This is a genomic window from Nocardia tengchongensis (genome assembly GCF_054781395.1).
This window is the reverse complement of the sequence record NZ_BAAGUM010000006.1, coordinates 1,520,575-1,544,036: the sequence shown is the minus strand read 5'-3', so window position 1 is coordinate 1,544,036 and position 23,462 is coordinate 1,520,575. Positions and strand designations below refer to the sequence as shown.

The 23,462-nt window shown below is 68.6% G+C and carries 22 protein-coding genes; 13 read left to right on the top strand and 9 right to left on the bottom strand.

The features are described from left to right. Positions 1-130 precede the first annotated feature (130 nt). Together ACYVKL_RS18040 and ACYVKL_RS18035 are read left to right on the top strand one after the other, a co-directional pair. A complete protein-coding gene (locus tag ACYVKL_RS18040; RefSeq protein ID WP_379164776.1) occupies positions 131-853 on the top strand; it encodes a 2OG-Fe dioxygenase family protein in 723 nt (240 codons plus the stop codon). Further along, positions 850-2,076, top strand: a complete 1,227-nt coding sequence (locus ACYVKL_RS18035; RefSeq protein ID WP_379164774.1) for a M20 family metallopeptidase — start codon at positions 850-852, stop codon at positions 2,074-2,076. The genes ACYVKL_RS18040 and ACYVKL_RS18035 overlap by 4 nt, the downstream gene beginning before the upstream one ends. Positions 2,077-2,079: 3 nt before the next feature. On the opposite strand, the gene ACYVKL_RS18030 is transcribed toward ACYVKL_RS18035, so the two are convergent. After that, the gene (locus tag ACYVKL_RS18030; protein WP_379164772.1) at positions 2,080-4,959 is read right to left on the bottom strand and encodes a tetratricopeptide repeat protein; all 2,880 of its coding nucleotides are present in this window, start codon (positions 4,957-4,959) and stop codon (positions 2,080-2,082) included. A 215-nt stretch (positions 4,960-5,174) separates the two neighbouring features. On the opposite strand from ACYVKL_RS18030, the gene ACYVKL_RS18025 reads away from it, so the two are divergent. The 8 genes from ACYVKL_RS18025 (at position 5,175) to ACYVKL_RS17990 (ending at position 12,649) form a co-directional block, all read left to right on the top strand. After that, positions 5,175-5,492, top strand: coding sequence for a hypothetical protein (locus tag ACYVKL_RS18025; protein WP_379164770.1), 318 nt, complete (start codon positions 5,175-5,177; stop codon positions 5,490-5,492). After that, positions 5,489-5,797, top strand: a complete 309-nt coding sequence (locus ACYVKL_RS18020; protein WP_379164768.1) for a hypothetical protein — start codon at positions 5,489-5,491, stop codon at positions 5,795-5,797. The genes ACYVKL_RS18025 and ACYVKL_RS18020 overlap by 4 nt, the downstream gene beginning before the upstream one ends. A gap of 344 nt (positions 5,798-6,141) precedes the next feature. Continuing rightward, on the top strand, positions 6,142-7,431 hold the full coding sequence (gene aceA / locus ACYVKL_RS18015; protein ID WP_357190319.1) for an isocitrate lyase: 1,290 nt from the start codon (positions 6,142-6,144) through the stop codon (positions 7,429-7,431). A 267-nt stretch (positions 7,432-7,698) separates the two neighbouring features. Beyond that, positions 7,699-8,571, top strand: coding sequence for a 3-hydroxybutyryl-CoA dehydrogenase (locus ACYVKL_RS18010; RefSeq protein WP_379092010.1), 873 nt, complete (start codon positions 7,699-7,701; stop codon positions 8,569-8,571). A gap of 261 nt (positions 8,572-8,832) precedes the next feature. Then, positions 8,833-11,148: a 5-methyltetrahydropteroyltriglutamate--homocysteine S-methyltransferase gene (metE, locus tag ACYVKL_RS18005; protein WP_379164765.1), complete on the top strand. Its 2,316-nt coding sequence runs from the start codon at positions 8,833-8,835 to the stop codon at positions 11,146-11,148. Positions 11,149-11,282: 134 nt separating this feature from the next. Further along, positions 11,283-11,408 (top strand): hypothetical protein, encoded by a 126-nt coding sequence (locus tag ACYVKL_RS18000; protein WP_379164763.1) that lies wholly within the window; start codon positions 11,283-11,285, stop codon positions 11,406-11,408. Positions 11,409-11,452: 44 nt separating this feature from the next. Next, entirely contained in the window at positions 11,453-12,157 is a 705-nt protein-coding gene (locus ACYVKL_RS17995; protein ID WP_379164761.1) for a helix-turn-helix transcriptional regulator, read from the top strand. 111 nt (positions 12,158-12,268) lie between these two features. After that, positions 12,269-12,649 (top strand): VOC family protein, encoded by a 381-nt coding sequence (locus ACYVKL_RS17990; protein WP_213559095.1) that lies wholly within the window; start codon positions 12,269-12,271, stop codon positions 12,647-12,649. 74 nt (positions 12,650-12,723) lie between these two features. Here ACYVKL_RS17990 and ACYVKL_RS17985 read toward each other — a convergent pair whose 3' ends face one another. Next, the gene (locus ACYVKL_RS17985) at positions 12,724-13,776 is read right to left on the bottom strand and encodes an NAD(P)-dependent alcohol dehydrogenase (RefSeq protein WP_379164759.1); all 1,053 of its coding nucleotides are present in this window, start codon (positions 13,774-13,776) and stop codon (positions 12,724-12,726) included. Between the two features lie 130 nt (positions 13,777-13,906). Between ACYVKL_RS17985 and ACYVKL_RS17980 the strand changes: the two genes are divergently transcribed. Continuing rightward, positions 13,907-14,644 (top strand): ZIP family metal transporter, encoded by a 738-nt coding sequence (locus tag ACYVKL_RS17980; RefSeq protein WP_379164757.1) that lies wholly within the window; start codon positions 13,907-13,909, stop codon positions 14,642-14,644. A gap of 85 nt (positions 14,645-14,729) precedes the next feature. Continuing rightward, positions 14,730-15,842 (top strand): S1C family serine protease, encoded by a 1,113-nt coding sequence (locus ACYVKL_RS17975; protein WP_379164755.1) that lies wholly within the window; start codon positions 14,730-14,732, stop codon positions 15,840-15,842. 1 nt (position 15,843) lies between these two features. Here ACYVKL_RS17975 and ACYVKL_RS17970 read toward each other — a convergent pair whose 3' ends face one another. The 5 genes from ACYVKL_RS17970 to ACYVKL_RS17950 all read right to left on the bottom strand — a co-directional run bounded on the left by ACYVKL_RS17970 (position 15,844) and on the right by ACYVKL_RS17950 (position 19,968). Further along, complete coding sequence (locus ACYVKL_RS17970; RefSeq protein ID WP_379164753.1) at positions 15,844-16,410, bottom strand: vitamin K epoxide reductase family protein; 567 nt, start codon at positions 16,408-16,410, stop codon at positions 15,844-15,846. After that, entirely contained in the window at positions 16,410-17,204 is a 795-nt protein-coding gene (locus ACYVKL_RS17965) for a DsbA family protein (RefSeq protein ID WP_379164751.1), read from the bottom strand. The genes ACYVKL_RS17970 and ACYVKL_RS17965 overlap by 1 nt, the downstream gene beginning before the upstream one ends. A gap of 99 nt (positions 17,205-17,303) precedes the next feature. Beyond that, positions 17,304-18,155 carry a polyphosphate kinase 2 family protein gene (locus tag ACYVKL_RS17960; protein WP_379164749.1) on the bottom strand — a complete coding sequence of 284 codons (852 nt, stop codon included), beginning with the start codon at positions 18,153-18,155 and terminating at the stop codon, positions 17,304-17,306. 68 nt (positions 18,156-18,223) lie between these two features. Beyond that, complete coding sequence (locus tag ACYVKL_RS17955) at positions 18,224-18,931, bottom strand: ESX secretion-associated protein EspG (protein ID WP_379164747.1); 708 nt, start codon at positions 18,929-18,931, stop codon at positions 18,224-18,226. A 98-nt stretch (positions 18,932-19,029) separates the two neighbouring features. After that, on the bottom strand, positions 19,030-19,968 hold the full coding sequence (locus tag ACYVKL_RS17950) for an esterase/lipase family protein (RefSeq protein ID WP_379164745.1): 939 nt from the start codon (positions 19,966-19,968) through the stop codon (positions 19,030-19,032). A 132-nt stretch (positions 19,969-20,100) separates the two neighbouring features. Between ACYVKL_RS17950 and ACYVKL_RS17945 the strand changes: the two genes are divergently transcribed. Further along, entirely contained in the window at positions 20,101-20,649 is a 549-nt protein-coding gene (locus ACYVKL_RS17945; RefSeq protein WP_379164743.1) for a TetR/AcrR family transcriptional regulator, read from the top strand. A 27-nt stretch (positions 20,650-20,676) separates the two neighbouring features. On the opposite strand, the gene ACYVKL_RS17940 is transcribed toward ACYVKL_RS17945, so the two are convergent. Together ACYVKL_RS17940 and ACYVKL_RS17935 are read right to left on the bottom strand one after the other, a co-directional pair. Continuing rightward, positions 20,677-21,918, bottom strand: a complete 1,242-nt coding sequence (locus ACYVKL_RS17940; protein WP_379165776.1) for a saccharopine dehydrogenase family protein — start codon at positions 21,916-21,918, stop codon at positions 20,677-20,679. Between the two features lie 64 nt (positions 21,919-21,982). Beyond that, on the bottom strand, positions 21,983-23,416 hold the full coding sequence (locus ACYVKL_RS17935; RefSeq protein WP_379164741.1) for an ABC1 kinase family protein: 1,434 nt from the start codon (positions 23,414-23,416) through the stop codon (positions 21,983-21,985). Positions 23,417-23,462: the final 46 nt, after the last annotated feature.

Below are 23,462 nucleotides of genomic sequence, written 5' to 3'. Positions count from 1 at the left end.
CGCGCGGTGGGCGATTCGTCCCGCGAGCCGTACCGAGAGGGTCGGCCCGGAACGGGCTAATGTGGGCCGCGTCTGTGGGTTCGGCCCGTCCCCTGGAGGTGTCGCCATTCTCGTCCACGAGGGTTCCGCCATGCGGAGCGCGGATGCGCGACACGTTCCGGACAGTCCGGGCTCCTGGCTGCTGACGGCGACCGACCTGGCCGTCACGCCCGCCGAACACGGTGTGCTGGCCGCCGCGTTCCACGCGGACACCCGGCTCGACACCTGCATGCCGCCCGGCGACGACTACCGGCATCGCGCCTATCAGTGTTTCGAGTTGTCGGTGGCCGAGCGCGACCTGCGGATCGTGCCCGACCCGCCCCCGTATTGGCAGTCGACCGAGGTGAATCCGCTGGTCGGCGGCATCGAACGGCGCTTCGCGCTGATCCCGGGCGAGCATCCCGCGACCCCGGTGGTCGCCAAGATCATCGGGGGCGTGACCGAGCTGCTGGGCGCCGCCGGGGTGCTCGACACACGGCGGACTCCGCGCTGCCTGGTCGACGCCCACTACATCCGGATCCTGGCCCCGGGCAAACCCGCACCCGAAGGAATCCACCGGGACGGCCTGCTCGCGGGGTCGGCGCACCTGATCGCCCGCGAGAACATCACCGGCGGCGTGTCGGAGATCTACGATCCACCCGTGGACCCCGCATCGCAGCCGAAGTTGTTGCGCCGCTTCACCCTTACCGAACCACTCGACTCCTACGCGTTCGACGACGAACGCGTGCTCCACTACGCCGGACCGATCACCGCGCAGGCGCCCGGCCGGACCGCCTACCGCGACGTCCTCCTGATCGGGTTCCGGCCGGCGTGAGGGTGTCACTGTCGCCCGCGGAACTCGATCAGCTGCTCCCGGAGGACGAGCTGCTCGGCATCGCGGCCGGGCTGACCGCCATCGCCTCGCCGACCGGCCACGAGACCGCACTGGCCAGGCATGTGCGAAAGCTGTTGCGCGCACACAAGATCGGGGCCGTGCTGCACCGCGTGCAGCCGGGGCGCTATCAGGCCGTCGGCCGGCTCGGCCCCACCGACGGAACCCCGGCCCTGCTGTTGAACGGCCACCTCGACATGGACCCGCTCGGCCGCGACGCGACCGCGGACCAGCTCATCGCCGCCCGCGACGGAGACCGGCTCTACGGGGCCGGACTGCACAACATGAAGAGCGGCCTGGCCGCCATGCTCGGAGCCGCGATCATGGTGCAGCGCAGCGGGACCCGGCTCCGGCGTGGACTGCTGCTGGAATTCGTCGCCGGTGAACTGCAAGGGGGCATCGGCACCCTGGACGCCCTGCGCCGCGGATTGCGCGCCGACGCGGCGGTGGTACCCGAACCGTATTCGGTGCGGCGCGTGCTGACCCGGACCGCGGGCGTGCAGAAGTGCGCGATCGTGGTGCGCGGCCGCAAGGCCCACACCAGCCGCCACCGCGAGGGCGTCGACGCCATCGCGGTGCTCAGGCAGACGCTCGACCTGCTGGACTCCACGCACCTCGGGCTGGTCAACCACGACTTCCCGACCCTGCCGCGGGTGCAGATCGCCGGTCTGATCGGCGGCCGCGGCGAAGGCCACGTGCTGTCCGGCATCAGCTATCTGGCCGACAAGGCGACCGCGCTGATCGATGTGCGCTATCCGCCGCCCTACGAACCGCACGACGTCATCGCGGCGCTCGAAGAACTCGTGGAGCGGGCGAACAAGCGGAACCCCGAGGCCGTGATCACTCTGGACCACCCGCCCGACCCGGCCTTCGAAGTCGGCGGCGCCGACATGCCGCCCATGGACGAATCACCCGATTCGCTACTGGTACAGGACATTGCGGAAATCCTGCGGCAGGTCTCGAACTACGCCGTCACCGAAACCGGTCTGGCACTGCCGTTCTCGTTCTGCGGCAACGACACCACCCACCTCAGCCGCGCCGGCATCGAATGCTGCCTGTTCGGCCCGCGCGGCGCCGGACCCGACACCGAGGAACACGTGCTGATCAGCGAAATGGTGGCGTGTGCGCGCACGCTCGCGGTGCTGGCGCTGCGCCGGTGCGGGTGACGGTCAGCAGCCCAGCTCCGCGCGCTCGGCGCGCAGGATCTCCGCGCGCGGCGACTCGATCTCCTCGTAGAACTCCAGCGCCCGGCCCAGCAGCTCGCACGCCGTCTCCGGGTCGCCGATCCGGACGGCGAGCTTGCTCAACGCGCGCAGCCCGTCCGCCTGGCCCAGCTGGTCGCCGATCTCCCGGGCCACCCGCAACGACTCCTCGTAATGCTCGCGGGCGCGCAGGTAGTTCTCGGTCGCCGCGCCGCCCGCGTCCCGGCGATAGCTGTGCCCGAGCCCGCGCTGGGTGTCGATCCGACCCAGCGGATCGTCGATCAGCTTCGCGATCTCGTAGGCCTCGGTGAAGTAGCCCCGCGCCTGCTCGTGCTCCTCGTTCGCCCGCGCCAGATTCCCCAGCCCCCACAGCGACCACTCCTCGCTGTACTGGTCACCGATGCGGCGGGCGATCTGCAGCGCCGCGTCGTACCGCTTGCGCGCCACCTCGGCATTGCCCATCATCCGCTCGACGTGCCCGAGGCCGCGCAGCGCGTCACCCTCCAGCTTCCGATGCTCGATGCTGCGGGCGATGCGCTGCACCATCAGATACAGCGGACGCGCCATCTCGAACCGCCCCCACAGCCGCACCACCTCGGCATAGCCCCACTGCGCGGTCCCCAGCCGTTCCAGATCGCTCAACTCCGAGGCGATCGCCTGCGCCTCCTGCGAATGCCGCACCGCCTCCCGATACCGGCTCGCCATCCGCTCGGCCTGACTGAGCCCCTCCAGCGCATCGCATTCGGTCTGCCGATACCCGATCTCCCGCGAAATCTGCAGCGCCTCCTGGAAATGCGTCCGCGCCCAACGGTAGTCACCCGTCACCCACTCGGATTGACCACGCTCACACAGCAACTCGACCTGGATCCGGCGATCGGACAGTTCCACCGCGATGCGGTAGGCGGCGTCGAAGGTGGCCGCCGCCTGATCGTGCTGCCCGCGCAGCCGCTGGATCCGGCCCCGCCCCAACAGCGCCCACGCCCGGCCCACCCGATCGTCGAGCCGATGCGCGATCCGCAACGCCCGGTCGTAGAGCCGATCGGCGTCCGACCAATGCCCGAGACTGCACAGATGACAGGCCATCAGCCGCGCCAACTCCGCGGTGTCGGCGGTCATTCCGGCCAGCGGCAGACAGCCCAGCAGCAGTTCCCGCTCCCGATTGAGCCAGTCCCGGGCATGCGTGGCGGCATCCAGCGAACCGGGCGCGGTGTAGGGGCTGCCCGCGGCGTCGAAGGGACGCACCGTCGCCGCCTGCCGCGCCACCGTCAAACCGTGCCCCACGATCCGATCCACCGCGGCCCGCCGATCATCGGGCTGATTCTCCAGATCAGCCTGCAACTGCGCCCACAACCGATTCAGATCGTGCATCCGATACCGCGACTGCTGATTCAACCCGCCCACCGCGTCCAGCAGACCCGCCTCGGACAGGCGGTTGATCAGCGTCTTCGCCTCGTCCAGCGAGATCGCGGCCAGCGCGCCCAGGGTCTCGGCGGTGATCTCGTTGCCCGGCAGCCAGCCCAGCAGCCGCACCAGCCGCTGCAGATCCGCATCGCCCAGACGACGGTAGGACATCTCGAAAGCCGAACGCACCGACTCCTTCTCGGCGCGGAAGCGATCCAGGATGTGGCGTGCCGGGGAATCGCCGACCCGGCTGGGCGACTGCTTGTTGCGTTCGGTCAGCTCGGTGAAATCGGCCGCGCACTCGGCCAGCATGCCCTCACCGTGATAGGCGATGTGACCCGCGATCAGCTTGACGGCCAACGGCAGCCCGGCCGCGGTCCGCACGATCTGGCGGGCGGCGTCGCGGTCGTAACCCGGCGGCAGCCCGGCCAGCCGGACCAGCAGCTGCTCGGCCTCCACCTCGTTCATCGCCGCGAGGTGCAGCGGATCGGCTCCGGCCAGCCCGGTCAACCGCGTCCGGCTGGTGATCACCACCAGGGTGCCGGGCGTCAACGGCAGCAGATCCCGCACATGGTCGCTGTCGGGTGCGTTGTCGAAGGTGATCAGCATCTGCTTCTTATCCATCGCGGTCCGCCACTGCTCCGCCCGCCGCCCCCGATCGGCGGCGATCAGCTCGCGCGGCATCCCGATCTCCAGCAGCAGCTGTTCCAGCACGTCGGCCGGCTCCCGCGGCTCCCGGCCCGGCGTGTATCCGTGCAGGTCCACCCAGATCCGGCCGTCCGGATACCGCGGCGCGAACACGGCTTCCGCGAAATGCGCCAGCGCGGTCTTGCCCACCCCGGGATGGCCGTGGATCACGTGCACCGACGGCGCCCGGTGATCGCGCCGATGCGCCGTGATCCGGGCGTTCAACTCCTCGACCGCGGCCTTGCGCCCGATGAAATTCGGTTCCCGCGGCGGCAGATCCGCGGCCGGGACACCGGCTCGAACGGTGGAACGCCGGGCCACCGCGTCCCGGAAACGCTCCACCTCCTCGGTGCTCAGCCGTTGCAGATCCGCGGTGTCGACCAGCTGATCCCAGGTGGTGCCGTAGATGTCGGCCAGCACCTCGAGCACCTCGACGGTGAGTCGCGGACCGCCCTTCACCCCCGGCCAGCGTTCGAATTGCGAAATCTGGTTGCCCTGAACGGTTCTGCGCCGATCCGGCCGGCGCTCGGTGAACTCCGCGGCGACGTCGTCGAGCGTCAGTTCGGCGATCTCGCGGCGGTTGTTGGTGCGCGCCAGGCCCGCCGCGTACCGCCACGCCACCCGCGGCCGCAGACCCTGCTGCCGCAGCTCGCCCACCAGCAGCGGCAGCAGCTGCGCGTCGGTCAATCCGCTCTGCGCCAAGCGGTCTCGCAGCCGCCGCCGTTCCGCCTTGGTCGTAGGATGATGAGGACCGCTCATCCCTGCCTCCGGTGCCATGGCCCGGCCGCGCCAGCGCGAAACCCGCCCCCGTTACTGACATTTCCTTGGTAGCAGCGGCTGTTTCCCCAGGTCAAGACTCATCACGTAATTGCGGAACTTCTCCGTCAACAGTTCGGGATTCGGCGGCCCGGCTTCTGGATGCTCGAAGTATGTCGACCGAGGCGACGGTCGATGGGGCAGAAGGGAGTTCGCACATGGCGATTCAGGTGCCGTCGGACTGGTTGATCACCAGTGACCTGGTACAAGAGGTCGCATTCCGCATCGATGTTCCGGAACCGGATCGGGGCAGCTGGATGCTGTCCTATCTGCCCACGCATCGGCGGCTCAGCCGCGACCAAGCCCTGGTCGGGGTGCGGCTCGCGGAGTTGATCCTGGCCGAATCGGATTGCCCGGCAAGCGAATCCGATCTGCTGCTGGCCCGCCTGCACGCCGAGGAGCTGGAACTGGAACTGACCGACGCGATGTGCCTGCTGGCGCTGCGCTGCGGCGCGCTGGAGGAGTCGGTCCGATGATCGTGGAAATCGGCGGGATCGCGTTTCTGCTGGGGTTCCCGCGCCGGGTGCATCCGGGCCGGTTCCTGATCGGGTTCGCGGCGGTACTGGCATTCGGGCTCGTGGTCATGCTGGTGGTCGCGGCCGGGTGCAGTACCGATCAGGTGGCCACCGACCCCGGTCCGGTCGGCGGTTCGCGCCCGGCGGCGACGGGGTCGTGCGAGCCGTTCTGCCTGGTGCGGACGGGCGCGGTGGGGGTGCGATATGCCCGAATTGGGCACCCCGGTGGCTTGCCTCACAACCTTCAAGATCACACTGTGCTGTGAAGGTGCTCACATCTGGACGGCCATCGGCGCGTCATGCACCGGTGGCCCGCATCACCCAAACAGTACGGGCGTTATGCAAAACTGCACGTCAGCGCTACTGGCAAGTAGATTTCCGCGCTGCTATTAACAGGCAAATTTTGCAGGCTTAGCAAGATGCCGGTGAAAGCTAGCGGGGATTCACACTTGCAACAGGTAGACGGACATTTTTTCCTGTGCCATCGTGTGGAAGTACACCTCGCGGGCCTAGCAAGTCTGCAAATTGCCGCTCCAGCAGTGGTCGAACATCCACCTCGGAAGTTCGACTCGCGGGGCTACCGAGACCGAACGAAGAAGTGGAGTCAGAGATGTCGAAGGTCGGCACCCCGAAGACCGCTGCGGAACTTCAGCAGGATTGGGACACCAACCCCCGCTGGAAGGGCATCACCCGTAGCTACACCGCCGAGCAGGTCGTGAAGCTGCAGGGCACCGTCGTCGAGGAGCACACCCTCGCGCGCCGTGGTGCCGAGATCCTCTGGGACCTCGTGAACAACGAGGACTACATCAACTCGCTGGGCGCCCTCACCGGCAACCAGGCCGTGCAGCAGGTTCGCGCCGGCCTGAAGGCCATCTACCTGTCCGGTTGGCAGGTCGCCGGTGACGCCAACCTGTCCGGCCACACCTACCCGGACCAGTCGCTGTACCCGGCCAACTCGGTTCCGGCCGTGGTCCGCCGCATCAACAACGCGCTGCTGCGCGCCGACGAGATCGCCAAGGTCGAGGGTGACACCTCGGTCGCCAACTGGCTGGCCCCGATCGTCGCCGACGCCGAGGCCGGCTTCGGTGGCGCGCTGAACGCCTACGAGCTGCAGAAGGCCATGATCGCCTCCGGCGCGGCCGGCGTGCACTGGGAGGACCAGCTGGCCTCCGAGAAGAAGTGCGGCCACCTGGGCGGCAAGGTGCTGATCCCCACCCAGCAGCACATCCGCACCCTGACCTCCGCGCGTCTGGCCGCCGACGTCGCCGACGTGCCGTCGGTGATCATCGCCCGCACCGACGCCGAGGCCGCCACCCTCATCACCTCCGATGTGGACGAGCGCGACCGCGAGTTCCTGGACGGCACCCGCACCGCCGAGGGCTTCTTCGGTGTGAAGAACGGCATCGAGCCCTGCATCGCGCGTGCCAAGGCCTACGCCCCCTACTCCGACCTCATCTGGATGGAGACCGGCGTGCCGGACCTCGAGGTCGCGCGCAAGTTCGCCGAGGCCGTCCGTGGCGAGTTCCCGGACCAGCTGCTGGCCTACAACTGCTCGCCGTCCTTCAACTGGAAGGCGCACCTGGACGACGCGACCATCGCGAAGTTCCAGCGTGAGCTCGGCGCCATGGGCTTCAAGTTCCAGTTCATCACCCTGGCCGGCTTCCACTCGCTGAACTACGGCATGTTCGACCTGGCGCACGGCTACGCCCGCGAGGGCATGACCGCGTTCGTCGACCTGCAGGAGCGCGAGTTCAAGGCCGCCGCCGAGCGTGGCTTCACCGCCGTCAAGCACCAGCGTGAGGTCGGCGCCGGCTACTTCGACACCATCGCCACCACCGTTGACCCCAACACCAGCACCGCTGCGCTGAAGGGCTCGACCGAAGAGGGCCAGTTCCACTGAGCCACAACAGGTTCTGAGAACCTGTGCCCGGGGCGGTAGTCGCATCACAACCTCCGCCGCCCCGGGAACCCCGAACCCCCGTCGGGAGGGATGGCAAGCCTCTCCCGGCGGGTGTTCACCCGCCCTTCCCGTCGACAGCCCCGGCGGGGAGGGCATTTCCCTATAACGTGTTTTTCGAGTGCATTTCAAGACCTTAAGAAGGCGCAGGGTCGTTCGGTACGACGCCTTCATCCATAGCCACGACGGCCAAAACAGCAGGAGCGGGACGTGAGCAGCGAAAAGATTCAGCGCGTCGGCATTATCGGTGCCGGACAGATGGGCGCGGGCATCGCAGAGGTCTGCGCCCGAGCACACGTCGATGTGCTCGTCTTCGAACAGACCCGTGAATTGGCTGCCGCCGGTCGCGCCCGCATTCTGCGGTCGCTGGACCGCGGGGTGTCCAGCGGCAAGATCACCGAGCGCGAGCGCGAACAGGCCGCCTGGCGCCTGCGCTTCACCAGCGACCTCGGCGACTTCGCCGACCGCCAGCTGGTGGTCGAGGCCGTCGTGGAGAACGAGGACGTGAAGACCGCGATCTTCAGCGAACTCGACAAGGTCGTCACCGACCCCAACGCGGTGCTGGCCTCCAACACCTCCTCCATCCCGATCATGAAGATCGCCGTGGCCACCAACAACCCCGAGCGGGTCGTGGGCATGCACTTCTTCAACCCGGTGCCGGTGCTGCCGCTGGTCGAGCTGGTCACCACCCTCAAGACCACCGAGACCGTCACCAAGCGCGCCGAGCAGTTCGCCGCCGACGTGCTGGGCAAGCAGGTCGTGCGCTCCGCCGACCGCTCCGGTTTCGTGGTCAACGCGCTGCTGGTGCCGTACCTGCTCTCGGCCATCCGGATGGTCGAATCCGGTTTCGCCACCAAGGAAGACGTCGACAAGGCCATGGTGCTGGGCTGCGCCCACCCGATGGGCCCGCTGGCGCTGACCGACCTGGTCGGCCTCGACACCGTGAAGTCCATCGCCGACTCGATGTACAGCGAGTTCAAGGAGCCGCTGTACTCCGCGCCGCCGCTGCTGATGCGCATGGTCGAGGCGGGTCTGCTGGGTAAGAAGGCCGGAGCGGGCTTCTACCAGTACAACCGCGGCTAGCCCGCCTCTCCGCGTACTCAGCGGGCGGCTGAGAGCCGTCGCCGTCGGCAACCCGTGCCGGCGGTTGGGTGCCGAACCGATTGTGGACGTCCCCGGTGAGTTACCCGCATCTCGCGAGATCAGTCGTCGCGGGGGCGGGGCTCGCCGCTCGTCAGTTTTCCAAGGTGCGCGTCGCCGGGCATGTGGCGGCGTCCGCCTTCACCGGGCATAAGCTGCAAACAGGTCGATTCCGGCCCGCAGCTCGGAAGGAGTGTCCTTCTCATGGTCAACGTCGCCGACGGATTCGGGTCCAGCATTCTGGGGTACCCGCGGATCGGGCAACACCGCGAACTCAAGCGTGCACTCGAGTCGTATTGGCACGGCACGCTCTCTCGTGACGAACTGCTCGCGGTCGGACGCGAGATTCAGGAGAGTCAGTATCTGGAGCTGGCCGCCACCGGGTTGACCCAGGTCCCCGGCAACACCTTCTCCTTCTACGACCACATCCTCGACAACGCGCTGCTGTTCGGTGCGGTCCCCAAGCGGTTCGAGCCGTTCCGCGAAGGCTCGGACCCGTTGGACTTCTACTTCCTGATGGCGCGCGGCCGCCCCGACCTGCCGCCGCTCGAGCTGGTCAAGCTGCTGAACACGCCGTACCACTACCGTCAGCCCGAACTCGCGACCGATACCGAGTTCTCGCTGCACCCCGAAGCGCTGCTCGACGAATTCGACCGCGCCAAGGCGGTCGGCATCGAACTGCGGCCGGTGGTGCTCGGCCCGCTGTCGCTGCTGCTGCTGTCCAAGACCGGTTCCGTCCCCGGCGAGACCGAATTCGACAAGCTGGTGCTGCTCGACAAGCTGCTACCGGTGTACGAGGAACTGTTCGAGCTGCTCGCCAAGCGCGGCGCCACCTGTGTGCAGCTCGACGAGCCCTGCTTCACCAGCGACCGCTCGCCCTCCACCATGGAGCTGTTCGAGAAGACCTACCAGCGCCTGTCCAAGGCCCCGCTGCGCCCGCGGATGCTGGTCACCGGCCCCTACGGCGACTTCGGTGAGGCCGTCGAGATCCTGTGCCGCACCGCGGTCGAGGCCATCGGCCTGGACCTGGCCGGCCACCGCGTCCGGCCCGAGGACCTGGCCGCGATCCCCGGCATCAAGCGCAAGCGCCTCTACGCCGGCGTCATCAGCGGCACCAATGTGTGGCGCGCCGACCGGTACGTGACACTGGAATACCTCAACGCGCTCGCCCAGGTCTGTCCCGACATGGTGGTGTCCACCGGCGCCTCGCTGCTGCACGTGCCCTACGACGTGCTGCGCGAATACGACCTCGAGGGTCCCGTCGCCGACCGCCTCGCCTTCGCCAAACAGAAGGTGCTGGAAGTGGTTTCGCTGGCCAAGGCGCTCACCGAGGGCCCGTCGGAGAAGTGGCGCAAGAAGCCGACCTCGGTGCACTTCAAGCAGAAGCACGCGGTGCGCCAGCGCGTCTACGCCGTCACCCCGCAGATGCGGGTGCGCGAACCCTACGAGCTGCGAAAGCTCGCCCAGCAGGCCAAACTTCGGCTGCCGCTGGTGCCCGCCACCACGCTCGGCTCGTTCCCGCAGACCGCCACCGCCCGCCAGGCGCGCCACGACCTCGGTCAGGGCCGGCTGTCCTACGACGAGTACCGCAAGCGCATCGAAGCCGAGATCGAGGCCAGCATCCGCCTGCAGGAGGACATCGGCCTGGACGTGCTGGTGCACGGCGAGCACGAGCGCAACGACATGATCCAGTTCTTCGCCGAACAGCTGGACGGCTTCGCCACCACCCACTACGGCTGGGTGCAGGTGTACGGATCCCGTTGCGTGCGACCGCCGATCGTGTACGGCGACGTGGCCCGCCCCGAAGCCATGTCGGTGTCCTGGACCGCGTACGCGCAGTCGCTCACCGACAAGCCGGTCAAGGGCATGGTCACCGGCCCGGTCACCATGCTGGCCCGCTCCTTCGTGCGCCAGGATCAGCCGCTCTACGAGACCGCCGACCAGGTGGCGCTGGCCATCCGCGACGAGGTCGCGGACCTGGAGAAGGCGGGCATCGCCATCATCCAGGTGGACGAGCCGTCGATCCGCGAACTGCTCCCGCTGCGCAAGAAGGGGCAGGCCGAATACCTGCGCTGGGCGGTCGGCGCGTTCCGGCTGGCGACCTCGGGCATCAAGCCCGAGACCCAGATCCACACGCACATCGGCTATTCCAGCCGCGGTGACGTGGTGGCGGCCATCGAGGAACTCGACGCCGACGTCACCGCCATCGTCGCCACCCGCTCCATCGAATGGGTGCTGGAGGCGCTGAAGGAGGACTGCGCCGAGGGCCGCGGCCTCACCCACGGCGTCGGCCCGGGTGTGTACGAGTCCCGCTCCGCGCGCATCCCGGACATCGACGAGCTGGACGAATTGCTCACCGCCGCAGCCGAAGCCGTCACCCCGGAACGCCTGTGGGCCAACCCGGACGGCGGTCTGAAGACCCGCCACCACTGGCAGCTGGACCCGTCGCTGCGCAACCTGGTCGCCGCGGCCCGCCGCGTCCGCCGGCGCGCGGAGGCGGCCGCGGGCGAAACCGCCTGAGGCCGTAGCGCTCTCACTCGGAACCCCGGTTCGATCCGCCGATCGGACCGGGGTTTTTCGGGTCCGGTGTCACGAATCGGTCATGAATCGGCGATTACCTTGTGACCATCGATCGTCGAAACGAGGGAGTGAGCATGGATCCGACAGGCAAGGGTGATCAGCCGGTGGACGATCCCGAAACGAGCAAGCAGCACCACGACTCGTATGACCAGAAGGGTGATCAGGTGCCGCCGGACCAGGAGTGGAAGCCGGGCAGCTGAATCGCGGAGCCGGAATTGTCGGTGGGGGTCGCTACGGTGTGGGCGTGAACCGCACCGACCGGCTCTACGCGATCGTCGAGGAGTTGCGGGCGGTGTCGCCGCGCCTGCGCACCGCACGGGAGCTGGCCGCGCGCCACGGGGTCAGCGTGCGCACGGTCGAGCGGGATATCAGTGCGCTCCAGCAGTCGGGGGTGCCCATCTACGCCGATGTGGGGCGGCGGGGCGGGTACGCGCTGGAGAAGAGCATGTCGTTGCCGCCGTTGAACTTCACCGCGGCCGAGGCGGTGGCGCTCGCGGTGGCGGTGGCCCGGGCCGACGGCGGGCCGTTCGCGGCGGCCGGGCAGAGCGCATTGCGCAAGATCCTGGCGGCCATGTCGCGCCAGAACGCCGACGCCGCACGGCAATTGGCGCAGCGGGTGCGCCTGCTGGAGGGGCCGGAAGAGGTCGCGCCGATGCCGGTGCCGCCGGAGGTGGAGCTGGCCGTGGTGGCGCGGCGGGTGCTGCGCATCGAATACCTGGACCGGGCGGGCGTGCTCAGTGAACGCGAGGTGGAACCGGTGGCCCTGCTGCACGGCAGTAAAGGCTGGTACCTGCTGGCTTGGTGCCTGCTGCGGGACGAGCCGCGCAATTTCCGGCTCGATCGGATGAAGGGGATCGTGCTGACCGAGCGGATCGGTCCGGAACGTTCCATCGAGATGTGCAGCCGCGACGAGCCGGTGTACGAGGTGCGGATGGTTTCGCTCGGCTAGGTCGGACGGAAAACCGTGGAAAAGGTCCGGAAACACCGACAGGGGGTTGTCGCCGGGTGGCGAGATCGTGGTGGGGCAAGGGAATCCACCACGACCTCACGGGAGGCAGCAATGACCACTCCACCCTTCGACACCGTCGCCTGGTTCCAGATCGGCAGCGATCAGCCCGATTCGGTGAAGGCGTTCTACCGGGAACTGTTCGGCTGGAACTTCGCCGCCGACCCGGACGAGGACGGCGGCTACGACCTGATCACCTACCCCGGCAACGAGATGCCGGCGGGCGGTGTCGCCCATGTCGGCGATGCCTCGGACAACCACGCCATCTTCTACGTCCTGGTCCAGGACGTTCCCGCGGTGCTGTCCGCGGCGGAGCGGCAGGGCGGCAAGGTGGATCAGCAGCCCGTCACCGCCAAGAACGGACTGGTCTTCGCGAAGATCCTCGACACCTCGGGCAACGCCTTCGGCGTCTTCAGCCCGCCGCCCGCGAACTGATCAGCACGGGGTAGTGGGGACCGGCGGCAATTGCCGCCGGTTCCACCACTGCCGCACGGGTTCTCGCGTCACGGTCACATGGTCGCGATGTCGATGACGAAGCGGTAGCGCACATCCGAGGCGATGACGCGCTCGTAGGCGTCGTCGATGCGGTCGGCGGAGATCACCTCGATTTCCGCGCCGATGCCGTGCTCGGCGCAGAAGTCCAGCATCTCCTGGGTCTGCGCGATGCCGCCGATCATGGAGCCCGACAGCGAACGCCGGAAACCGGACAGCGCGGAAGCCCGCACCGAGTACGGCTGATCGGGCAGGCCGAGGGCCACCAGGCTGCCGTCCAGGCGCAGCAGCTTGAGGTAGTTCTCGATCGGCAGATCGGCGGAGACGGTGTTGATGATGAGGTCGAAGTGCCCGCGCAGCTGCTTGAAGGTGTCGCGGTCGCCGGTGGCGTAATAGTGGTGAGCGCCGAAGCGGCGGCCGTCCTCCTCCTTGGACAGCGAGTGGCTGAGCACGGTCACCTCGGCGCCCATGGCCGCGGCGATCTTCACGCCGACGTGCCCGAGCCCGCCCATGCCGATGATGGCGACCCGCTTGCCCGGCCCGGCGTTCCAGTGCCGCAGCGGCGAGAACAGGGTGATGCCCGCGCACAGCAGCGGCGCGGCCACATCCAGTCCGATGCCCTCGGGGATCGCCAGCACGAAGTCCTCGGTCACCACGATCTGCGTGGAGTAGCCGCCGAGGGTGCGCCCGCCCGCCTGCAGCTCGGCGGGGACCGGGCTGTTGTAGGTCCAGGTCGCGCCGTTCTCGCAGTACTGCTGCTCCCCGGCGAGGCAGGGTTCACAGTGCCCGCAGGAGCCGACCAGGCAGCCCACGCCGACCCGATCGCCGACCTGGTGCCGGGTCACCTCGGAGCCGACCGCGGCCACCAGGCCGGCGATCTCGTGGCCGGGCACACACGGGTAGGCGGTCCCGTGCCATTCGTCGCGGGCGGTGTGGATGTCGGAGTGGCAGATGCCCGCGTACTTCACGTCGATCAGCACGTCGTGGGGGCCGAGTTCGCGGCGCTCGATGGCGACCTTCTCGAAAGCCCCGTCCGGAGCGTTGACGGCATAAGCGGTGGCGGTGGTCATGAGTCATGCCTACTCCGGCCCGACTTGGAGCTCAAACCCATTCGCCCGATTTCCCGCCTGTGGTGTGGCGTAGCGGACACCCTCGGCGCGGCATGCCGTGCGCCCGCCGGACGGTCGGCATGCTGGCGGAATGGCGATTCTGCTGTCCCTGTTGTCGATGTGCTCGACCCTGGTGGGCGGGCTGCTGGCGGTGCGCATCGGCGAGCGCAAGCGGCTGGTGCTCGGCCTGGCCGCGGGCGTCATGCTCGGCGTGGTGGCGTTCGATCTGATGCCGGAGGCGCTGGAGCTGGACGAGAGTGAGGCGCTCGGCGTGCCGGTGCCGCTGCTGGCCGCGGTGGTCGGGTTCTTCACGGTGCACGTGATCGAGCGGTCGATGGCGATCCACACCGGCTACGAGGACGAATTCGTCGCGCACCAGCACAATCACGACTTCAGTTCGCTGGGGTTGCTGGCCGCGGGCGGTCTGGTTTTCCACAGCACCCTCGACGGCCTGAGCATCGGCTTCGGTTTCCAGGCGGGGGTGGCGACCGGAGCGGCGGTGGCGATCGCGGTCATCTGCCACGATTTCGCCGACGGTTTCAATACTTTCACCCTGACCACGCTGTACGGCAATGCGCGCAAGCGCGCTCTGGTCATGCTCGGCCTGGATGCGGTGGCCCCGGTGGTGGGCGCGGTGATCGGTACCGTGGTCAAGGTTCCATCAGGACTGGTCGGACTGTTCTTGGGCTATTTCGCGGGCTTCCTGCTGTATCTCGCCACGGCCGATATCCTGCCCGAGGCACACGCGGGCAAACCCGCGCGCGGACCGCTCTTCTGCACGCTGGCAGGGGTGCTGTTCATGTTGGGTGTTGCGGCACTGAGTCATTGAATACCCACTGGGCCGGGGAAATGCTGGTACACCGGTAGAGAGACAACTGCTCGAGCCGGCGGGTGAACCGCAATCGGGAGGGTCCGTGAACAGCGACAGACGCGGTGGCGGCGGACGTGTGCTCGCGCTGTTCGTCGTGGTCGTGCTCGGCATCACCGGATTCCTCGGCTACCGCGGCGAACTGCCCCGCTGGCCCTTCGGCGACGACTACACCACCGCCGGCCTGATCGGCCCGCCGCTGCCGCCGCTCGACCCCGCCCTGGTCTCGCGGGTGGCCGAACCGGCGCTGGTGAACATCACCGCCGGCATCCGCCCCTACGGGATGGGCGCGGCCGGATCCGGCATCGTGCTGAGCGCCCAGGGCGAGGTGCTCACCAGCCACCACGTCATCAAAGGCGCAGACACCGTGACGGTTTCCGATGTCGGCACCGGCGCCGTCTACACCGCCACCATCGCCGGCTACGACTCGATGGCCGATATCGCGCTGCTGGATCTGCAGGGCGCGGACGGTCTGCCGGTCGCCCGGATAGGCAGCTCCGCCCCGCTGCACGTGGGTGACGACGTGCTGGCCATCGGCAATGCCGGCGGCACCGGGTCGCCGACCGCGGTGGGCGGGCCCATCACCAATCTGGATTCGGCCATCGTGGCCCGCAATGCCGCCGACCTGTCCCGGAAGTCGTTGCGCGGCATGATCGAGGTCGCGGCCGCGGTGGCCGCCGGGCAGTCCGGCGGCGCGCTGGTGGACCGCTACGGCTCGGTGATCGGCGTGGTCACCGCCGCCTCGGGCGAGGCGCAGAAGACCCTGGGCAAGGGCCCCAACGGGTATGCGGTGCCGATCGACACCGCCATGGGCGTGGTCCGCCAGATCCGTTCCGGCACACCGACCGACACCGTGCACATCGGGCCCACCGCCACCCTCGGCATCCTGACCTCCGACGCGCAACCCGCCGCCCAGTCGGCGGTACCCGCCGGCGCGCGCATCGACGTCGCCATCTACGGACTGCCCGCCTACGAGGCCGGACTCGCCGACGGCGAGATCATCACCGCCCTCGACGACCGCCCCATCACCGGCTCACAAATGCTGAAAGCCGCACTCAACGCCCATAAACCCGACGATGTGGTGCGGCTCGAACTCAGCGATCCGGGTGGTGCGCGCCGGACGGTCAGCGTGACGCTCACCGTCGGCCCGCCCAACTAGGTCAGAACTTGTCGTTCCAATACGACTGGAACTGGATGTAGACGATCAGGATGATCACCGCGTAGGCGATGGCGACCAGCGTCCACCGCCACTCCGCGACGATCTGCGCGACGCCGCGGGAACGGCCGAACAGCAGGCCGGTCACGATGGCGAACATGGCCGGGGTCACCGCCCAGACCACCATGCACCACGGGCACAGCGCGTGGATCCGGAACGTCGCGTCCCAGACCAGCCAGCCGATGGCCGCCACGCCCGCCAGCAGTCCGGCCCACATGCCGCCGACGAACCAGCGCGGCAACGAGATTCCGCAGACCAGTAGCACCCCGATGGTGACGAAGGCCGAGAATCCGACCACGCCGATGATCGGGTTGGGGAACCCGAACAGCGACGCGGTCTTGTCCGCCATCACCGTGGTGCACGAAAGCGTCGAGTCGATCGTGCACGACGGCCGGTAGCCGGGTTCGGTGAGCGACTTGAACTTCTCGACCAGCAGCGTGACCGATGCCCCCCAGCCGATCAGCGCGGCCAGCAGCAGCGGCCACGCCGATCGGGGTCCTGCCGAGATCATCACTTGCTCGCGTTCTCGATCACCGAGGTCATGCCGCCCGCGGACATGAGCGCCTGGGCGTCGGCCACCTGGGTGCCGTTCACGTAGACGGTCGGGGTGGACTTCACACCGGTGGCGAACACCTTGTCGGTCTGGGTCTTCACCCAGGTGGTGTACTTGCCGTCCTTGATGGCCTGGGCCACGGCCGGATCGGTGTACCCGGCGTCCTCGGCGATCTTGATGAGCTGATCGTCGGTCATGCCGTTGCCGCCCTCCTTGGGCTGCTTCTCGTACATGGCGGCCAGCCAGCCCTGGAACTTCGACGGGTCGGCCTCGTACATGACGTAGGCGGCCGCGGATCCGCGGGTGGAGAACTGATTGCCGTTGGAGGCCCGGTCCAGGAAGGTGATGATGTTGTAGTCCACCACCGCCTGGCCGCTCTGGACGGCCTTCTTCAGGGCGTCGGCATTGGACTTCTCGAACATGTCGCAGGCCGGGCACTGCATGTCGGCGACCACGCGGACCGACACCTTCTGCTTGCCCGCGGGCGCGGGCGCGGCGGCGTTGTCGATCCGGATCGCGCCCTCGGGGGTCAGGTTCGGCGGCACCAGCGCGGCCTGCTCGGCATTCCAGTGGAACGTGTTCGAGCCCTCGGCGGCCTTGTCGTCGTTGTGCTTGCGCGTCGCCAAGGTGATGCCGATGCCCGCGATCAGACCGAGCAGGACGACGGCCACCGCCACTTGAATGAGGATCTTCCGATTGCGGTCGGCCTTCGCCGCCTGCGCCAGCGGGTTCCGACCCGGTTTGTTGCTCACCTCTGCGCTCACACACCTTCCGTTGTCACGACACGTGCGGGCCCATTTTCACCCGAGAACCTGAGAGAAACCTGCAACCGGGCGCACAACGGATGAGGATCACGCCCGGGCGAGTCGCTTCTTCTGTTCGGCGATGTCGAAATCGGCGGCCGGCCAGTCCAGTTTCAGGCCCTGTAGGGCGTCGATGAGCAGCTCGGTGACGGCCAGGCGGGCGAACCATTTGGAGTCGCAGGGCAGCACGTACCAGGGCGCGTATTCGGTGTTGGTGCGGTCCAGCACGGCCTGGTACGCCTCTTGATACTGCGGCCAGTAGGCGCGCTCGTCGATGTCGGCCGGATTGAACTTCCAGTACTTGTCGGGGCGATCCAGCCGCTGCATGAGCCGCTTCTTCTGCTCGTCGAGGGAGACGAACATGGCCACCTTGATCACGGTGGTGCCGTCGTCGGCCAGTTTGCGCTCGAACTTGTTGATCTCGTCGTAGCGCTTGCCCCACACCTCCGGCGGAACCAGCTCGTGCACCCGCACCACCAGCACGTCCTCGTAGTGCGAGCGGTCGAACACCCCGATCTGGCCGCCGCGCGGCAGCTGCTTGCGGATGCGCCACAGGTAGTGGTGTTTGCGTTCCTCGGCGGTCGGCACCCCGAAGGCGGCGTGGTCCACGCCCTGCGGGTCGACCGAGCCGATCACGTGCCGGACGATGCCGCCCTTGCCGGCGGTGTCCATGCCCTGCAGCACCAGCAGCACGCTGCGCTGGTCGCCGGACCGGCCGTTGGCGTAGAGCCGCTCCTGCAGATCGGACAGCACCGCGCGGCGTTCCTCGAGCAGGGCCTCGCCGGCGCGCTTGTCGCCCTTGAAGCCGGGGGTCGCGGATGGGTCCAGGTCCTTGACCGAGATGCCGTCGGCGCGTAGCGCCTTGGTGACCGGTTTCGACCAGGTTGTCGCCTTCGCCATTCGTCATGCGTAGCACGCGGTGCGTTTCCCCGCAGGCAACCGCGCCGAATCGAACCGGCCGTACAGAATCAGACGCGGGCCAGTCGGACCAGCTGCGCGGCCAGTTCCTCGTCGGTGACGGGAGCCAGGGTCAGATCGGCGGCGGTGGTGAGCAGGTAGCGGCCGTCGCCCGAGAAATCCATCCAGGTCCGATGCCGGGTCGGCGGCGACAGCGGATTCGCCGGTTCCACGGTGACGGTGATGAATCCGCGCCCGTCCACCGGTTCCCGCAGTTTGCGGCGGAATCGATCGGCTTCCTCCCCGGCGCCGGAGGCATCGGGATACAGCACGGCCTGCTGCGGTTCCCGCAACGCCGCCAACCGGCCCGGCGGCGCCGACCCGATGATCTCCACCAGTTCCCGCCCCAAATGTTCGGCGGGACACAGCGATACCGTCACCGCGTCCGGCAAGGAGACCAGGATCCCGGCCCGCTGCTGACCCACCGCCGCGAAGGCGAGGATGCGGCGGGCGCCGGGGCGGGCGGTGCGCTCGCCGTAGAGGGTGACGGTGGTGGTGTCGGTGCGGGCGCACAGGGCCAGCGCCGAGGCCAGATCCGGATCGGTGCGGCGCAGGTTGCGCGACGACGCCCCGCCGAGTTGCAACGGCCCGAATCGCGATGCGCCGGCCGGGTTCTCGGATACCGCCGGGCTCGTGTCGAGCGGGTAGGGACGGCGTGCCAGATCGGTTTCGCGGGTCCAGACGATCGCGAACTCGTCCGGGGTCAGGATCCATTTCACGTGGCCGACCCCCCTTTCTCGGTAACCACCTCCGTCCCGCCCGCGACCCTACCGGAGAGATTCTGCGGGTGCTGGCCGTCACCGCGGAGGCAGGATTTCTATCGGTTGGGCGGTCCCGCGAAAGGCAGGACGACGGTGCAGGACACGGGTTGGGCGTGCGCGGGATCGAGGGCATTGAGGACCACCCGCACCGCCACCGGATCCGCGGGCAGTTCGAAGTGCTCGGTGTAGTCGGTCGCGCACAGATCCTGCAGCACCACATTGTCGGCGTTCGGGCCGTCCAGCAGGCCGGTGGTCCAGGGCGTGGCGATCTCGTCGTAGCGGGACACCACCGTGGTGAACCGGATCCGCGGGGCGATCGCCGGATCCGGGTTCAGATCGACGGCCACCCGGGAACCGGGCGAGAGCTGGCACGGACCGCACTGCGCCGCCAGTTCCGTTCCGGCCGGGCTGGATTCGAGCAGCGGCTGCAGGTTCGCCAGGCCGCTGACGGTGGAGCCGTGCAGCGGCGCGCCCAGCGCCACGTAGTGGTCGATCTTCGGTGCGGCGCCGAGATGGTTCAGGGCATAGAAGGGGACCGCGCCGCCCATCGAGTGCCCGACGAGATCGACCTGGTCCGAACCGGTTTCGGCGCGCACCCGGTCGATGAAGTCGGAGATCTGCCGCGCGCTGGTCGCCACCGGCGTCACCGCGCCCATGATCGGTCCGAGCGCGCCGATGCCGTAGGTCGTGGTGAACACGCAGTATCCGGCGTTCGCGAGCACCGGCGACAGGGTGTTCCAGCCGACGGTGTCATTGCCCAGCCCGTGCAGCAGCACCACCGGATTCGGGTGCGCCGCGGTCGGTTTGCAGGACCAGTCGTTCGCGCCGGGCGGCGGCTGCCCGGGTGCGGTGAGTTCGGCGGCCAGTCCGCCGAAGTAGCTGTAGGACGGGTCCGGCTGGTCGGCGGCGGCCGGGCTCGCGGTGAGCGCGGCGGCGCACAGGGCGGCGGCGCACGCGGCGGCGCGGGTGGAACGGCGGATGGCCGATCGCGACATGGATGCTCCCGGTGTTCGTGCCGGTCGTACGCCCGGCGCCCCCAGCGCGCCGGGCATGACCGACCGGTCGGTCATAGGCTAGCCCGCTGTGTACCCTCAGGGAAAGCATCGACCCAGGAAAGGATTTCGGTCATGCCCCGTCCCGCGGAACCCGGCCGCAACGCCCTGCTCGCCGCCGGCGCCGACGTCGCCGCCCGCGCGGGTCTGGCCGGTCTGTCGGTCAATGCCGTGGTGCAGGCGGCGGGCATGGCGAAAGGCAGCTTCTACCACCACTTTCCGGACCGGCGCAGCTACGTGGTCGCGTTGCACCGCCGGTATCACGAGGAGCTGACCGGCCTGGTGCTCGCCGCCATCGGCGAGCTCGGAACCGGGCGCGCCCGCCTGCACGCGGGGCTCACCGCCTACTTGGACGCCTGCCTGGCCACCCGGGGCACGAAAGCCTTTCTGGCCCAGTCCCGCACCGACGCCGACCTGCTCGACGAGGTGACCGGCCGCAATCAGCTGGTGGCCGCGATGATCGCGCCCGACCTCGAAACGCTGGGCTGGGCCGACCCGACCGCGGTGGCGCAGCTGGTCATCGCCATGGTGGCCGAAATCGCCCTGGCCGAACTGTATTCCTGCGCGGCCCGCCCGGAACTGCGGGCCGCGCTCACCGCGATGATCGAACGAACTCCGGCCTGACCGCGGCAGCGGCCGGGCCGGGATCGATCAGGCGGGGGTGACCTCGATGGTCATGTCCGCGGCGCGCAGCCGCTCGGTCAGCGCGTCGCCCATGGCCGAGGCCGGGGTGAGGATGCCCGCCAGCTCGGGGAGCTCGTCGAAGGCCAGGCACAGGCCGGACTGGCCGAGCATGACCGCGGTGGCCTGGTAGCCGGGATCGCCCTGGCCCGCGAACTTGCACTCGTACTTCGCGCCCGAGGTGGTGTGGGCGAAGGTGCGCATGGTGAACCAGCCACTGCGGCGGGCCTGCTCGCTCGGACCGGTGCCCGGGGCGGGCACGATGCGGTCGAGGAGCTTGCGGCCCAGGGCGACTCGCGACAGCAGCGCGCCGGTTGCCATGGTGGCCACCAGGCCGCCCGCGATACCGGCGGCGATCAGCGGCGAGGTGGCCGAGGAACCCGCGCTCATCACCTCGCGGTAGCGGAAGTTCTTGCCGTACGGCCAGCCCAGCAGGCCGTTCGAGCGGCGCACGATCTTGCTGTTGTGCGCGCCCATGATGAAGGTCGCCACCCAGCCGTGCAGGCTCGGGTCGATCTCGGAGGCGCGGGAGAGCGCCTGGTCGGACTGGCGGCCGACATCGGGTTCCATCGTTTTGTCGGGGCTCAGCGAATAGGGGTGCGACATGACCGACGCCTTGGCCGGCTCCTCGGCGATGGCCTCCATCATGGCGCGCCCGGAATCGATGGTGCCGCCGCTCATTCCGCCCTTGAGGAACGCCACCAGGGTGACGTCGGTGAGCTCGCCGGTGTTGTCGGCGACGCTGCGCTTGTACAACTGGTACACGCTCAGATCCGACGGAATCGAGTCGTAGCCACACGAATTCACGATCTTCGCGCCGGACGCGGCGGCCTGCTCGCCGAACCGGTCGATGCACTCGCGAACGAACAGCTGCTCACCGGTGAGATCGGCATAATGCGTGCCGTTCTCGGCGCACGCCTGCACCAGTGGGTACCCGTAACGCAGGTACGGACCCACCGTGCTGACGACCACCTTGGTCCGCGCCGCCAGCGCTTCCAGGCTGGCCTGATCGGTCGAATCCGCCTGCACCAGCGGCCAATCCGCCGCCCGTGGGCCCAGTTCCGCGCGCACGGCGAACAGCTTCTCCAGCGAGCGGCCCGCCAGCGCGATGCGCGCACCCGCGGGCGCGGCCTCGATCAGATACTGCGCGGTCAGCTTGCCGACGAAGCCGGTCGCCCCGAATAAGGCGATATCGAATTCCCTTGCGGCCACAGGTCTCACCAATCTGTTCCTGGGGTTTCGGGGCGCAGCCCCGGAGAGCCCGAGAGTGGGGTTGTCACGCCTTCGCGGCGCGTTTGCGGGGCTTCTTGGTCGAGCCCCCGGTGGTGGGCGTGGGAGCCGGTCGGCTCGCCAGCCAGGCGTGATGGGCGCGGCCGAGTTCGGTGACCGGGTCGTCCCCGTACAGCCACTCCCGCGCGATGCGATGCCAATTGCCGGTCGCTTCCAGCTGCCCGAGCATGCCGAAGGTGAGGAAGTCGGCACGGCGGGAGAACAGGTGCTCGGGCGGCAGATTCTGCTGCTTCATGCCCTCGAAGTCGGTGGCCCGCGGATCCACTGCGAGCACGAAGGCGCCGGAAGCCAATTCGGGGGTGATGGTGAGTTCCTCGTCCACCAGCGCCCACTCGCAGGCCGCGAGCACGTATTCCAGGCACTCCTCGGGCGTGATCTCGTCGGGCGATTCGATGACGCCGCGCTCCACCATGAGATCGCGCAGCTCCTCGGCGCGCTCCTCGGCGGCGGCCCGGATGCAGACGGCCTCGAAGCGCACGTGCTCGGGATCCATCCGGTTGTAGAGCCCGAAGTCCAGGAACGCCACCCGCCCGTCCGGGCCGAGCAGCAGATTGCCCGGGTGCGGGTCGCCGCAGAACTCGTTGAAGGTGAACAGCGAGCCCACGTAGAACCGGTAGATGATCTCCCCGATCCGATCGCGTTCGGCCGCGGGCATTTCCCGGATCTCCTCGAAGCCGAGGCCGGGGAAGTACTCGCTCACCAGCACCCGGGTGGTGGACAGCTCCGGGTAGGTGGTCGGCACCACGATGAACGGGTGCCCGGTGAACAGCTCCGAGATCTGCTTCTGGGTGGTGGCCTCGGCGACGTAGTCGAGTTCGCTCTCCAGGTTCAGCCGCAGCTCGTCCAGCACGGCCGGGGTCACCCACGGCATGGCGGACTGCAGGATGCGCCGGAACATGGCCAGGTTCTTCAGGTCCGCGCGCACGGCCGAGTCGATGCCCGGGTACTGCACCTTGACCGCGACCTCGCGGCCGTCGTGCAGGGTGGCCTTGTAGACCTGCCCGATCGAGGCGGCCGCCACCGGTTCGGGGTTGAAGTCGGCGAACACTTTTTCCAAGGGCTGCCCGAAGTCCTCTTCGATGACCGCCCGCATCACCTCGAACGACACCGAGGGCGCGCTGTCGCGCAGCACCGCCAGCCGCCGCTGGAACCGCTCCCGATGCTCGGGCGGGACCAGGTCCAGGTCCAGCACCGACAGCATCTGCCCGAGCTTCATGGCCACGCCCTTCATGGTGCCCAGCACCATGACCATCTGTTCGGTGGCGCGGATCATGGATTCCTCGGCCATCCGGGCTCTGACCGCCTCGGATCTGCCGCGCATGGAGCGTCGAGTCTTCTGGGCGCGCAAGGCATTACCGGCCACGGCGATTCCCAGCTTCGTCCCCCGCGCGAGCCTGGATGTGGGCAGCTCTTTCGCCATCAGTGACCCTCCATGGGAGCCAACACCCCCGTTGGTGCCGACGTCG

Bases quoted from the DNA above. Each gene is read 5' to 3' on its own strand.
- ACYVKL_RS17970 (WP_379164753.1), bottom strand. From the start codon at position 16,410: ATGATCTCGGCAGGACCCCGATCGGCGTGGCCGCTGCTGCTGGCCGCG.
- ACYVKL_RS17950 (WP_379164745.1), bottom strand. From the start codon at position 19,968: ATGTCGCGATCGGCCATCCGCCGTTCCACCCGCGCCGCCGCGTGCGCC.
- ACYVKL_RS17960 (WP_379164749.1), bottom strand. From the start codon at position 18,155: ATGGCGAAGGCGACAACCTGGTCGAAACCGGTCACCAAGGCGCTACGC.
- ACYVKL_RS17980 (WP_379164757.1), top strand. From the start codon at position 13,907: ATGGCGATTCTGCTGTCCCTGTTGTCGATGTGCTCGACCCTGGTGGGC.
- metE (WP_379164765.1), top strand. From the start codon at position 8,833: ATGGTCAACGTCGCCGACGGATTCGGGTCCAGCATTCTGGGGTACCCG.
- ACYVKL_RS17945 (WP_379164743.1), top strand. From the start codon at position 20,101: ATGCCCCGTCCCGCGGAACCCGGCCGCAACGCCCTGCTCGCCGCCGGC.
- ACYVKL_RS17990 (WP_213559095.1), top strand. From the start codon at position 12,269: ATGACCACTCCACCCTTCGACACCGTCGCCTGGTTCCAGATCGGCAGC.
- ACYVKL_RS18000 (WP_379164763.1), top strand. From the start codon at position 11,283: ATGGATCCGACAGGCAAGGGTGATCAGCCGGTGGACGATCCCGAAACG.
- ACYVKL_RS18020 (WP_379164768.1), top strand. From the start codon at position 5,489: ATGATCGTGGAAATCGGCGGGATCGCGTTTCTGCTGGGGTTCCCGCGC.
- ACYVKL_RS17985 (WP_379164759.1), bottom strand. From the start codon at position 13,776: ATGACCACCGCCACCGCTTATGCCGTCAACGCTCCGGACGGGGCTTTC.
- ACYVKL_RS18030 (WP_379164772.1), bottom strand. From the start codon at position 4,959: ATGAGCGGTCCTCATCATCCTACGACCAAGGCGGAACGGCGGCGGCTG.
- ACYVKL_RS18040 (WP_379164776.1), top strand. From the start codon at position 131: ATGCGGAGCGCGGATGCGCGACACGTTCCGGACAGTCCGGGCTCCTGG.
- ACYVKL_RS18025 (WP_379164770.1), top strand. From the start codon at position 5,175: ATGGCGATTCAGGTGCCGTCGGACTGGTTGATCACCAGTGACCTGGTA.
- aceA (WP_357190319.1), top strand. From the start codon at position 6,142: ATGTCGAAGGTCGGCACCCCGAAGACCGCTGCGGAACTTCAGCAGGAT.
- ACYVKL_RS17935 (WP_379164741.1), bottom strand. From the start codon at position 23,416: ATGGCGAAAGAGCTGCCCACATCCAGGCTCGCGCGGGGGACGAAGCTG.